This window comes from Roseibium sp. (genome assembly GCF_025698965.1).
Classification (GTDB): domain Bacteria; phylum Pseudomonadota; class Alphaproteobacteria; order Rhizobiales; family Stappiaceae; genus Roseibium.
On record NZ_JAILWL010000149.1, the window covers coordinates 1 to 12,629 of the forward strand.

A 12,629-nucleotide genomic window follows, 5' to 3' on the forward strand; every position below is an offset into this window, starting at 1 on the left:
GGATTGCACGATCGGCAAACATGTTCGTGTCGGAAACCCGGTAGCAGGCAAGGCCTCTTGGACGCAGATGTAAATCTGTTATCTGAGCAATTAAAGTCATTGGAATTCCTGATTGAAGTGTCGTCGCAATACGAATTTCTTTAGCTGGGACGATACTCGAGCGGCAGGAGAGGGCAAGCACTTGTTTCCCTTTTCGAAAAGCTCATGTAGGAGAAACCTTTCAAGTTTTAGGGTTCACCGTTAGGACGACCCGCCGCACGATCCGGATTATATGAGTTGATGTCAGACAAAACCGACAATGAGTCCGCTGATGCCCCGGAAGGGGCAACGCAACCCGCTGGAACAGCAGGGGAAGCAAGCACCGCTAATACCGGCAAGACGGGCAACCGGACGACCGGTGCAAGTGCACCCGGTCAAACGATGCGCAAGCCGATCTGGTTGAAGGTGTTCGGACACGACATCACAGCTCCCTTTCTGCTGCTGTTTCTCTCTCTTGTACTTTTTGTGCCGGGACAATGGACTGTTCCGCCACTGGACAGGGATGAGCCGCGCTTCACGCAAGCCACAAAACAGATGCTGGAAACGGATGATTACATCGACATCCGCTTTCAGGATCAGGCGCGTCACAAGAAACCCGTCGGCATCTATTGGCTTCAGGCCGGGGCGGCAAAACTGACGGGCTACGGCGCCGACGCACCGTTGTGGGTTTACCGGCTGCCTTCTGTCATTGGCGCAATAATCAGCGTGCTCGCCACCTTTTGGATGGCCAGGGCCTTCATGGGCCCCGCAGGGGCGCTTCTGGTCAGCGGTTTTGTCGTTCTTGCGATCATAGTTGGCGTCGAGGCGCGTCTGGCCAAGACCGACGCGATGCTTTTTGCGGCAATTGTTATTGCTCAAGGCGCATTGGCGCGGATCTGGCTGAAGGAGAATGGCACAAGACAGTGGGGTATGGGCCTGCTGTTCTGGACGGCCCTGGCCGCAAGTGTGCTGATAAAGGGACCGGTTGGGCCGATGGTTGTCGGACTGACTGTGGTCGGCTTGATGGTGTTGCGCCGTAAGGTTGCCTGGTTCAAGGCCGCTTCGCCACTGATCGGGTTTGTCTGGTTCCTGCTGCTTGTATCCCCATGGTTCGTTGCTATCTGGATCGCGACGGACGGAACCTTTTTCACCGAAGCTATAGGCAAGGACTTGCTGGGTAAGGTTGGGCAAGGCCAGGAAGGCCACGGGGCACCGCCGCTTACCCATCTTGGGGCGATGTTCGGTGTGTTCTGGCCGTTGCCTGCCTTCTTCCTGATTGCGTTGCCATTGATATGGCGCGAACGCAAAAGTCCGCTGGTCGTGTTTGCACTGGCTTGGTTCGTTCCAAGCTGGATCGTTTTCGAACTCGTTTCAACGAAACTGCCACACTACACAATGCCGCTCCTTCCGGCACTGGCTCTTCCTGTTGCTGCTGCTCTGATGGAAGGTGCGGGCACACAGTCCAGGGCCTGGATCCGCTGGACGGCTGGAATCCTGTTGGCTGTGCCGGCCGTTGGTTTGGCTGTCGCGGCGTTCGTTGGGCCGTTCGTGCTCGGTGTATGGCCATCGCCTCCCGGAGCTGTTTTGGTCGCGCTTGGTGCTGTTTGCGCAATTGCCGCCGCATCGCGTCTGCTTCGCGGTCCTGCCCTTTATGCGTTCCCTGCCGTCATCCTGACGGCCATATTCGTTGCAGTTGGTGTATGGGGATTTGTCGGGCCGGCGCTCACGCCAATCTGGGTGAGCCCGCGGTTAGTGGCAGCTCTTGACGACATACCCGGTTGCCATGATCGCACGACACGCCAAGTGGTCACATCGGGCTTCCACGAGCCAAGTTTCATATTTCTGGAAGGAACCGAAACCCGGATAATTTCTCCAAAAGGAGCGGCGGAGTTTCTCGCTCACTCCGACAGTTCAAATCCTGAAATATGCAGGGTCGCAGCGATAGAAAGCCGGGAAGAACAGCCGTTTTTGAACGCTGCCAAGGAGATTGGTCTTGTGCCGGAGGTTCGAAAGAGGGTAGACGGCCTCAACATCAATGGTGGTGACGACGTCGACATCGCGCTTTATCAGAACGCAAATTCGGTCACAGGTACAGATAACGGCAATGACGAACAGCAATAAAAAGGTCTGGCGGGTCCTCGCGCGCATGCGCGGAAATGTTCGACGTGCCGCGCTGCTGTATTCCGGCCGCAAGGAGCGAGCCACCCACAATCTTGATCCGTTGCCTCCGGGGCAACGGCCCCAGGATATCCTGGCAGTTTTGCTTCTGACGGTCGGGATCGCCGTTGTCGCCTTTGATGTGCCGACCTATCCCTGGCTCCGGTCCTTGCCCGGGGAATACCGGTCCGCTTTCCGGGCATTCACGGATTTCGGCAAGGCGGACTGGATCCTTGTGTCGACAGGTATCACCTGCCTCGCACTGCTGGCGTTGGATGCCGGCAAGTACGCATTCCGGTTACGTATGGCGATCGGGTCGGTCTTTACCTATTCGGCGTTCATATTCTATTCGGTGGCTGCGACCGGGCTTCTGGCGATTGCCTTCAAATGGTCGCTTGGGCGTGCACGTCCCAAGCTCTATGAAGAGGTTGGCCCAGTGCGTTTCGACTTTCTGGCCTTTGATGGAACCTATACAAGTTTTCCTTCAGGCCATTCCACGACGGTGGCAGCGCTTGCAACTGCGCTTGCGTTCATTTTTCCAACCTATCGCTGGCTTATCATCGTTGCGGCTTTCTGGTTGGCATTCAGCAGGGTCATGGTTGGCGCGCACTATCCCAGCGATGTGATCGCAGGCACTTTGCTTGGCATGGCGTTTACGTTCTTCACCGTCAGGTCGATGGCGCGACGGCGAATTGGATTTCACATTTCTTCTTCCGGCAAAATTGAGCCGAACATGAATACCCGATCCGCTAAGGCTTGTGCGCGTGCGGTCTGGCAGGTCCTGCGCGGTCAGCGGGGTGCCGACCTGGTGGTGCAGGAGAGCCGTGAGGCGGGCGATACAGAACGGACGAGTTCATGACACAAAGCTATCTGGAAGGCCTGGCAGCCAACAAGGGGTCATTGGCTGTCACCGTCGTGGTGCCAGCCAAGGATGAAGCGCAGAACCTTCCGATCCTGCTTGACGAAATTGAAGCAGCGCTCGAGGGACGGCGCTTCGAGGTCATCGTTATTGATGACGGGTCATCGGATGGCACCGACATAGTGTTGCAGGACTATGCAGCAACCCACGACTGGCTGCGGCCCGTGAGGCACGAAATGTCCTGCGGCCAAAGCTGCGCGGTTCGCACAGGCGTGCAGCATGCCCGTGGCGACGTTGTGGCGACAATTGACGGCGACGGAGAAAACAATCCGGCCTATATTCCCAAGCTTTTGGATGCACTTGAAGAGGCCGGACCTGCCGCCGCTCTGGCAGCGGGTCAGAGGCTCGGACGAAAAGCAAGCCTTGCGAAGCGCTATGCTTCTAAGTTCGCCAACAAACTTCGGGGGGCGATCCTTAAGGACAACACCCGTGACAGTGGCTGCGGACTGAAAGCCCTGCGGCGGGAAGTGTTTCTGCAATTGCCTTACTTCGACAGTTGGCACCGTTTTCTGCCTGCCCTGGTGATCCGCGAGGGATATGGCGTCGTTCATATCGACGTGCAGGACCGTCAGCGACGCCACGGAACGTCGAAATACGGAATATTCGACAGGGCACTGGTCGGTGTCCTCGATCTGTTTGGCTCCGTCGGCGCCGCAAGAAAATTCCGTCAGTACGGCCACTGACCTGATTGAAATCCGACTTGAAATTCATCTGAGTTGAGTAACGGGTGCCGGACCCGACGTAACAAATTGGACACGCGCAATGAACGCTCTTTTTGACTGGCTATACACCGTCTTCATAGAACAGTTCGATTTCTGGATCATCCTGGGATTCTTTGCTCAAGGCATGTTCATGATGCGATTTGTCATTCAGTGGATCGCATCGGAGCGGGTTGGCCGTTCCATTGTGCCTGTCGCTTTCTGGTTCTTTTCCATCGCCGGCGGATCATTGCTGCTGATCTATGCCATACAGCGTCAGGACCCGGTCTTCATCGCGGGGCAGGGGCTGGGGCTTCTGATCTACTTCCGAAATCTGTGGCTGATCCACAAAGAAAAACGACAGGATCCGACCATCTGAGCTCGTCAGTTTGTCGTCAGCACTTTCGGCAGGACTACAGCCGGGTGAACCGGCTGCATTTAGAACAACTTATCCAAAGACCTTTTTCAAGGCGCGGTCCATATCCCTGATCAGGTCTTCCGGATCTTCCAGGCCGATATGCAGCCGGACCATATGCCGGTCTTCGTCGACAGGTGTCACGCTACGGGAACCTTTAAGCTTTACCGGAATAGCAAGGCTTTCAAAGCCACCCCAGGAAAATCCAAGCCCGAACAGCTCAAGTGCATCAAGGAACGCAAAAGACTGTTCCTTTGTGGTGCCCTGGCGGAAGTCGAAACCGCAAAGACCGCTGCTTCCGGAGAAGTCGCGTTTCCAGATTTTATAGCCAGGATCTGTTTCAAGCGCTGGGTATCTGAGCGCGCCGATCTGTGGTTGATCCTTGAGCCAGTTCAGGACTTCAAATGTATTCCGTTGATGTCTTTCAAGGCGCACGGAGAGCGTTCGCAATCCGCGCAGACCGAGATAGATGTCGTCCGGAGCAACGTGACTGCCCATTGCGCCGCAAACGGCATGAAGGTTGTCCCAGGCTTTTTCACTTGCCGCAATTGTCCCAAGCATCGCGTCGGAGTGACCGACGATGTATTTCGTGCCCGCCTGAATTGAGAGATCAACACCAAGGGACAGGGGGCGGCAATAAAGGGGACTGGCCCAGGTATTGTCCATCAGAACCGTGGCATCGATTTCGTGTGCGACGGCTGCAATGGCAGGAACATCTTGCATTTCAAAGGTTAGGGAGCCGGGCGCTTCAACAAAGACTGCTGTCGTTTCCGGTCGGAACAGTGTTTTGATGTTTGCCGCCAGCTTCGGGTCGTAATACTCAACTTTCACGCCGAAATTGGGGAGGACAGTGTCGGCGAAATGTCTGGTTGGCTGGTATGACGTATCGGCAATCAGGATGTGGTCGCCCGACTTGACGCAGGACAGAATTGCCAGCGCAACGGCATTCAGTCCCGAGTTGGCCAGCTTTACGCCAGCCGCGCCTTCAAGTTCCTTGAGCGCGCCTTCCAGAGAGTCCGTTGTCGGATTTCCGCGCCGCGCATAAGAATAGGTCTGTCCCCCTGTGACCAGGGTTTTGACATCCGGATAAAGAACCGTGGAGGCATGGACGACTGGCGGATTGACGAAACCGTGAAAGCCGCGCGAATCCCGACCTGTGTGGGCAAGTTGCGTATCAGGCTTCAGAGGCGTCTTGTTTTCTGTGTTGGACATGAAGGCTCGTTGGTGTGTTTGGGAGTTAAGCGGGCGAGTGCCCGTCAGTGTTTGACACTTTAGCCAAACCGCATTTACCCGCAACCTGGTTGTGGTTGAGCTTTTCTACGCTCAATTTCAGGAGAATTTTAACTTTATCGTTAACGCAGAATTTGGCCTAGCTAAATGGATTGAAGCCTTTTTAGGCATTGACTGATTTCGTTTTAGACATGTTCGCTGTTTGTGCAGTGCCCAATGCAGTAACTCGCTGCGAGCTAGAGAAATTTGACGAGATAACTGCACCAAGTACTTGACCCGAGGGGTTAAATGCCATCGTATGGAATCGTTGAGTGGAACCGAAGTTTTCTGGAGGAAGCGGCTGTAAAGGCTGGCAATCGTCCGAAACGTGAGACGAAGAGGAATTCTTCCGGTTTATCTCGACATAAAAAAAAGTATGGGTAACAAATAAAGGCTGCATATCCATGTCCAAAAAAATCCTTCCGCTCGTAATCGGTGCCGCCATGGGCGTCGCCGCAACGACGGCTGCTGGTGCAACGACGCTGGAAGACGTCAAAGTAAAAGGCTTCATCCAGTGTGGCGTGAGCCAGGGTCTCCCGGGCTTTTCCAATCCGGACGCTCAGGGGAACTGGACCGGTCTCGACGTTGATCTTTGCCGCGCAATGGCTGCTGCGGTATTCGGCGACGCGTCCGCTGTTAAGTACACTCCGCTGTCCGCTAAAGAGCGCTTCACCGCTCTGCAGTCCGGCGAAGTTGACGTTCTGTCCCGTAACACCACCTGGACCATGTCCCGCGATACTCAGCTGGGTCTGAACTTTGCTGGCGTGAACTACTACGACGGTCAGGGCTTCATGGTTCGCAAGGACCTGGGTGTTACGTCCGCACTGGAACTGTCTGGCGCATCTGTATGCACCAACACCGGCACGACCACCGAGTTGAACGTTGCCGACTATTTCCGTGCGAACAACATGCCGTACGAAATCGTCGCTTTCGAAAAAGCCGATGAGGTTGTTGCTGCTTATGATGCTGGACGTTGTGACGTCTACACGACTGACGCTTCCGGCCTGTATGCTCAGCGCCTGAAACTGACCAACCCGGGCGACCACATGGTTCTGCCGGAAATCATTTCCAAAGAGCCGCTGGGTCCGGTTGTACGTCAGGGTGACGACGAGTGGTTCAACATCGCTCGCTGGACGCTGAACGCGATGATCAACGCTGAAGAACTTGGTGTATCGTCCGAGAATGTCGACAACATGAAGTCTTCCGACAACCCATCCGTAAAACGTCTTCTTGGCGTTGAAGGTGCGTTTGGTGAAGCCATCGGCGTTTCCAATGACTGGGCTTACAACATCATCAAGAATGTTGGTAACTACGAAGAGTCCTTCAATGCCAACGTTGGTCCGGACACTCCGCTCGGCATCTCCCGTGGCGTGAACGCACTGTGGAGCAAAGGCGGCTTCCTGTACGCTCCGCCGGTTCGCTAATCCTCACTTAACCTGAGGATTTTAGGGGTTCCGGCGGCTTGCACTGCCGGAACCCTCAATTAATTCCACGCACTAAAAACCGGAATATACCGGTTATCGCGTGGGGGGAACAAACCGTTTCAAATGCCGATAGGGGAGCGCGCATGAAAGCGCGCAGCAGAAGCGGTTATTGACGTGAAAGAGGAGAGGCTTCGAGCCGGGCTCTTTCCGTAAAACTTGGGCGAGGTTCTATGTCAGTAATGGAGCAGGACTCGGCGGGGGCGCCGGCGCGTGCTTCGCTGTTGAACGATCCCAAAGCCCGTGGCCTTTTTTACCAGTTGGTATTAATCGTCGCGCTGGTGACCCTGGGATACGTCATCGTTACGAACACGATCGCCAACCTGGAAAGGCAGAACATTGCCTCGGGTTGGGGTTTTCTCGAAAATACTGCCGGTTTCGGCATCATTCAGTCGCTTGCGCCGTACTCGGAGACTTCGAGCTATGGTCAGGCGGTTTTCGTCGGCTTTCTGAATACACTCCTTGTGGCGGTTGTCGGCATCTTCCTGGCGACCTTGATTGGGTTCGTCGTCGGGATCGCTAGGTTGTCCAACAACTTCGTGATCAGTCGGCTGGCTTACTGCTATGTGGAACTGATCCGGAATGTGCCACTGCTGCTGCAGATCTTTTTCTGGTACTTCGCGGTGCTTCGCGCCGTTCCCGGAAAACGGGACAAGTGGTCCTTCCTATTCGACTACTTTCACCTGAACATCGCAGGTTTGCGTGGTCCCAAGCCGATCTGGGAACCCGGTGCCGAATTCATCGGATATGCGTTGATAATCGCCATTGTCGCGACCTATCTGATCGCAAGATGGGCACGCAAGCGTCAGGACGCAACTGGACAGCAATTCCCGATGCTCTGGACCGGGCTCGGTCTGATCATTGGACTTCCTGTCATCACATATCTGGTTACCGGTATGCCGATGACACTGGAACATCCGAACTTTGTTGAAACCGGACCGATGCTTCGGCGTGGATTTGAACTCAATGTTGGGTTCAACCTGATCCCTGAATTTCTTGCTTTGACGCTTGCGTTGTCGATCTACACCGCATCGTTCATTGCGGAAATCGTTCGTGCAGGTATCCAGGCGGTCAGTCACGGTCAGACGGAAGCTGCACACGCACTCGGAATTCGTCACGGGCCGACCTTGCGTCTGGTGATCATTCCGCAGGCAATGCGCGTGATCATCCCGCCGCTGACCAGTCAGTATCTGAACTTGACCAAAAACTCGTCACTTGCTGTGGCGATCGCTTTCCCGGATCTTGTTTCTGTTGGTGGTACCGTTCTGAACCAGACCGGTCAGGCCATCGAAATCATTGGCATCTGGATGGCGGTCTATCTGTCGCTCAGCTTGATCACTTCGGCATTCATGAACTGGTACAACCAGCGCATGGCGCTCGTGGAACGGTAAGGAGCGCACATCATGTCAAACCAAAGCATGTTTCATATAAGAACCGAGGAGGCGCCGCTTCTGCCGGCGCCGGTCTCGACCACCGGTGTCATAGGCTGGATGCGGCAGCACCTGTTTTCGTCAATTGGCAACACGGCTCTGACGGTTGTCGGTATTCTGATCGCCTACTCAATCATCGCACCCTTTATCCAGTTTGCGTTCATTGATGCGGTTTGGACCGGTGACAATCGTGAAGCCTGCCTGCCTCAGGACGGCGGGCACAGCGGAGCTTGCTGGGCTTATGTGGAAGCTTATTTTCCACAGTTCATCTATGGCCGGTATCCGACCGATGAAGTCTGGCGTGTGAACATTGTCTATGCTCTGTTCGCATTGTTGCTCGTGCCGCTTGCAATCCCAAGCGCGCCGTACAAGCGCACCAACGCAATCCTCTTTTTGGTGATCTTTCCGATCGTAGCCTACTTCCTGCTGACCGGTCTGGTTATCGGCGGTACGGTTATCCTGCCGATCGTTGAGACAGCCGTCTGGGGTGGTCTTCTGGTGACACTTGTCATTGCCGTGACAGGGATTGTTGCATCTTTGCCGCTCGGCATCGCGCTGGCTCTTGGTCGCCGTTCGAAAATGCCGATCATCAAGCTGGTCTCGATTATCTTTATCGAGTTCTGGCGTGGCGTTCCGCTGATCACCGTTCTCTTCATGTCTTCAGTGATGTTGCCGCTCTTCCTGCCGGAAGGAGTGACGTTCGACAAGTTGCTGCGTGTGCTTATCGGTGTGACGCTGTTCTCTGCGGCTTACATGGCAGAGGTCGTTCGCGGTGGTTTGCAGGCAATCCCGAAGGGACAGTATGAAGGGGCCATGGCTCTGGGACTGCGTTTCTGGCCGATGATGTATCTCATCATTCTGCCGCAGGCGCTGAAGCTGGTGATCCCTGGTATCGTCAACACATTCATCGGACTTTTCAAGGATACGACCCTGGTTCTGATTGTCGGCATGTTCGACCTTCTCGGCCAGATTCAGTCGTCCTTTACAGATCCGACTTGGTCGACGCCTAGCCAAGGCCATACTGGGTATCTCTTTGCGGCGATTGTGTTTTTCGTCTTCTGCTTCGGCATGTCACGCTACTCCATATTCATGGAGAAGAAGCTGCATACGGGACACAAACGTTAAAGCCTTGTTTCCGGGGCGCGCGGGTTGAACGCAGCGCCCCGGCTTCACGAATTTCTGGAGTAAAGAACTCATGACTGAGAATGCTGTAAACGCGGAAGAGCTTGCCGCCGACCGTTCGAAGATGAAGATCTCCGACACGGACGTGGCGATCGAAATCAAGACCATGAACAAGTGGTACGGTGATTTCCACGTATTGCGTGACATCAATCTGAAAGTGATGCGGGGAGAACGTATCGTTATCTGTGGTCCTTCCGGATCAGGAAAGTCCACTATGATCCGGTGCATCAACCGACTGGAAGAACACCAGGCCGGTCAGATCATGGTGGATGGCATCGAACTGACCGACGATCTGAAAAAGATTGACGAGATTCGCCGTGAAGTCGGTATGTGCTTCCAGCACTTCAATCTTTTCCCGCATTTGACAATTCTTGAAAACTGCACGCTGGCTCCGATCTGGGTGCGCAAGATGCCGAAAAAGGAAGCTGAAGAGATCGCGATGCACTATCTCGAGCGCGTCAAGATCCCTGAGCAGGCATTAAAGTATCCCGGACAGCTTTCCGGTGGTCAGCAACAGCGTGTGGCTATTGCCCGTTCGCTCTGCATGAGCCCAAAAATCATGCTGTTTGATGAGCCGACATCCGCGCTTGATCCGGAAATGATCAAGGAAGTGCTGGACGTCATGGTTGGTCTTGCGGAAGAAGGCATGACCATGCTGTGCGTGACTCACGAAATGGGTTTTGCCCGTAAGGTCGCAAACCGCGTGATCTTCATGGATGCCGGACAGATAGTCGAGCAGAACGAGCCAGAGCCGTTCTTCACCAATCCGCAGCACGAACGCACGAAATTGTTCCTTAGCCAGATCCTGCATCACTGATCAGGGAATGATACAGAAAAGATGACACGAATATTCCGCGGGATACTTCTTGGGGTCGTTTTTGTTGTCTTGCTCGTATCTGTTGGAATAGGCCTCGGCACGCTCGTGCCGAGGCCTTTTACGATTTCATCGCAGGCCGGCGATCAGGATACAAAAGCAGTCACCAGGCGTATTCTGGTCTTGTCCAACCCGATCCATACGGACATCGCACTTCCGGCAGATGCTGATGTTTTGAAATCCCTGTCCTTTGTATCCGCAGAAGGACTGGAACTCGATCACCCCGGAGTTTTCTGGATCATTCTGGGATGGGGCAGCCGCTCATTTTATATCGAAACACCGACCTGGGCAGACCTAAGGGCCAAACCCGTTCTGGATGCACTCACTTGGGATCGGTCGGTAATGCATGTTCGCAGGGCGGGGAATATTCCACCAGACGCGAACGATGTTCAGGCCATTGATCTGACAGATAGCAACTTTGCGAAGTTGCTGACTGAAATTCAAAAGAGTTTTCAAAAGAAGAACGGTGAAAGTCCACGTGCAATCGCAGGCGCGGCATATGATGCACATGATGTATTCTTTCCGGCGAACGGCGGTTTCAACGCTTTCATGGGCTGTAATACGTGGACAGCACGAATGTTGCGGGAAGCCGGGGTCAAAACCGGTTTATGGACCCCATTGCCAACGACGCTGAAATGGTCGCTTGAATTGCACAATTCACTTTAGGCTAGCCATGCGAGGTGCCAGGCAGAATCTTGTCGACTGCGCTTTCCGCGAGGATCTTTAAGGCTTCCGGGTTTTCTCCTGCGCGAGCGCGAATGGAAAGACCGTGCAAGATCAAAGCGAGGTGTTGAGCCGCTTCCCTGACTTCGTTTTCGGTCAGCGAATCTCGTGTTTCATGCCGGATCAGGCTTGCAATACCCTTGTCCATACGCGTGATTACCCTATCCAGGGCTTGTCGGAAGTCAGCGTCTTCCACTGCTTCGCTTTGCAGGGTTGATATTGCCAGGCAACCGTAAGGCGCACCGTTCAACTCAGTTTGTCCGGTATAAAGTTCGATGGCTGCCGCCATGATCGCCTTGAGTCTTGGTGCCGCCCCTTCAGTTTCCATACCCGCTTGCCTTAAATAGGTATGCATGCGGTCAGCGAATCTCTCGATGATTTTGAGATACATGGCTTTCTTGCTGCCAAATGCAGCATAGAGGCTCGGCCGGTTGAGGCCGGTTGTTTCAGCGATCTGATCGAGGCTTGTTGCCGAATAACCGTTCTTCCAGAACAGCAACATGATCCGGTCGAGTGTTTCATCCTCGTCAAATTTACGTGGACGACCACGTTTGGTCTCTGTTTTCATTTTTTACCGTTTCGCATAAAAAGTTCGACATGTCTATTTTTGTGCGATATGGTACAAAAAAGAGTTATGGAGACGTTTTCGAGATGCCGGAAAAAAATGCAGCTTTGGGAACCGTGGCATGGGGCAAGCGCTCGGGCCAATTTGGTAAGGGACGCCTGACGCGCGGTGAAAAACTCCAAGTTCTCTTGAACCTTGCACGGATTTCCATTTTGGAGGCGAGAGATGCTGTGTTCGACAGGTTGGGCCTGATCAATGCCTACGGTGTCGATCTGGATGGATTGCAGCCTCCCGACACGCCCTTGGTGCGGGATGCATTTGATTTTGCGGATAATGTTCAGAGCCTGGAATTGATGCGCCATAGTTGGCGAACCTACTATTGGGCAATGCTTCTTGGCGGATACCGAAATCTGGATGTCGACCGGGAGATGTTGTTTGCCGCTGCAATCCTCCACGATGTCGGTCTCGCACGCGGGCGAACGTCAGAACCCAAGGATTGCTGCTTTGTCGTTTACGGCGCGGAGCGCTGCAAACATCATCTTGTAGGCAAGGGGCACGACCGCGCGAAAGTGAGGAAGATTGCCGACGCAATTGGACTGCACCTAAATGCCTATGTATCGCACAGGCTACACGGTGCGGAAGCTCATCTTCTGTCCCGAGGTGCCATGTGTGACGTCTTCGGCATGGGTCGCCGCCGGATTGGCAAATCAGTGCGCAATAGGATCTTCAAGGAACATCCGAAAGGAGACATGACAAACGAATTGGAAATCTGGCCCGGTCACCACCTGAGTGGTTCCAGGGGAGATTTCCTGATCGGTTTGAACAAAAATGTCAAAAGTCGGCAACAGTCCAAAGCCCTACCGCAGGCAGGGGAATGACGGTTTCCGTCTATTGGAGA

General features: G+C 54.3%; 11 protein-coding genes and 2 pseudogenes. 10 read left to right on the forward strand and 3 right to left on the reverse strand.

The genetic code is table 11. From position 1 onward, the window contains the following. Positions 1-100, reverse strand: a pseudogene (locus K5905_RS13720) (phosphodiesterase); the annotation flags it as partial. Positions 101-279: 179 nt separating this feature from the next. Between K5905_RS13720 and K5905_RS13725 the strand changes: the two are divergent. The 4 genes and pseudogenes from K5905_RS13725 to K5905_RS13740 all read left to right on the forward strand — a co-directional run bounded on the left by K5905_RS13725 (position 280) and on the right by K5905_RS13740 (position 4,171). Further along, a complete protein-coding gene (locus K5905_RS13725; RefSeq protein WP_297584790.1) occupies positions 280-2,139 on the forward strand; it encodes a glycosyltransferase family 39 protein in 1,860 nt (619 codons plus the stop codon). Beyond that, positions 2,123-3,034: a phosphatase PAP2 family protein gene (locus K5905_RS13730; protein WP_297584791.1), complete on the forward strand. Its 912-nt coding sequence runs from the start codon at positions 2,123-2,125 to the stop codon at positions 3,032-3,034. Before K5905_RS13725 ends, K5905_RS13730 begins: the two co-directional genes overlap by 17 nt. Continuing rightward, positions 3,031-3,782 (forward strand): annotated as a pseudogene (locus tag K5905_RS13735) (glycosyltransferase family 2 protein). Before K5905_RS13730 ends, K5905_RS13735 begins: the two are co-directional and overlap by 4 nt. 74 nt (positions 3,783-3,856) lie before the next feature. Next, positions 3,857-4,171 carry a lipid-A-disaccharide synthase N-terminal domain-containing protein gene (locus K5905_RS13740; RefSeq protein ID WP_297584794.1) on the forward strand — a complete coding sequence of 105 codons (315 nt, stop codon included), beginning with the start codon at positions 3,857-3,859 and terminating at the stop codon, positions 4,169-4,171. Positions 4,172-4,240: 69 nt separating this feature from the next. On the opposite strand, the gene metC is transcribed toward K5905_RS13740, so the two are convergent. Further along, positions 4,241-5,419 carry a cystathionine beta-lyase gene (gene metC, locus K5905_RS13745; RefSeq protein ID WP_297584797.1) on the reverse strand — a complete coding sequence of 393 codons (1,179 nt, stop codon included), beginning with the start codon at positions 5,417-5,419 and terminating at the stop codon, positions 4,241-4,243. 461 nt (positions 5,420-5,880) lie between these two features. On the opposite strand from metC, the gene K5905_RS13750 reads away from it, so the two are divergent. The 5 genes from K5905_RS13750 (at position 5,881) to K5905_RS13770 (ending at position 11,109) form a co-directional block, all read left to right on the forward strand. Further along, positions 5,881-6,900 (forward strand): amino acid ABC transporter substrate-binding protein, encoded by a 1,020-nt coding sequence (locus tag K5905_RS13750; RefSeq protein ID WP_297584799.1) that lies wholly within the window; start codon positions 5,881-5,883, stop codon positions 6,898-6,900. 230 nt (positions 6,901-7,130) lie between these two features. Then, positions 7,131-8,348, forward strand: coding sequence for an amino acid ABC transporter permease (locus tag K5905_RS13755; RefSeq protein ID WP_297584801.1), 1,218 nt, complete (start codon positions 7,131-7,133; stop codon positions 8,346-8,348). 12 nt (positions 8,349-8,360) lie between these two features. Beyond that, positions 8,361-9,512, forward strand: a complete 1,152-nt coding sequence (locus K5905_RS13760; protein WP_297584803.1) for an amino acid ABC transporter permease — start codon at positions 8,361-8,363, stop codon at positions 9,510-9,512. Positions 9,513-9,582: 70 nt separating this feature from the next. Continuing rightward, complete coding sequence (locus K5905_RS13765; protein WP_297584805.1) at positions 9,583-10,386, forward strand: amino acid ABC transporter ATP-binding protein; 804 nt, start codon at positions 9,583-9,585, stop codon at positions 10,384-10,386. Between the two features lie 21 nt (positions 10,387-10,407). Further along, positions 10,408-11,109, forward strand: a complete 702-nt coding sequence (locus tag K5905_RS13770; RefSeq protein WP_297584807.1) for a TIGR02117 family protein — start codon at positions 10,408-10,410, stop codon at positions 11,107-11,109. Position 11,110: 1 nt separating this feature from the next. Here the strand turns inward: K5905_RS13770 and K5905_RS13775 are convergent, their stop codons facing one another. Beyond that, on the reverse strand, positions 11,111-11,734 hold the full coding sequence (locus K5905_RS13775; RefSeq protein ID WP_297584809.1) for a TetR/AcrR family transcriptional regulator: 624 nt from the start codon (positions 11,732-11,734) through the stop codon (positions 11,111-11,113). Positions 11,735-11,817: 83 nt separating this feature from the next. Between K5905_RS13775 and K5905_RS13780 the strand changes: the two genes are divergently transcribed. Then, complete coding sequence (locus K5905_RS13780; protein WP_297584811.1) at positions 11,818-12,609, forward strand: HD domain-containing protein; 792 nt, start codon at positions 11,818-11,820, stop codon at positions 12,607-12,609. The last annotated feature ends 20 nt before the right edge of the window (positions 12,610-12,629 follow it).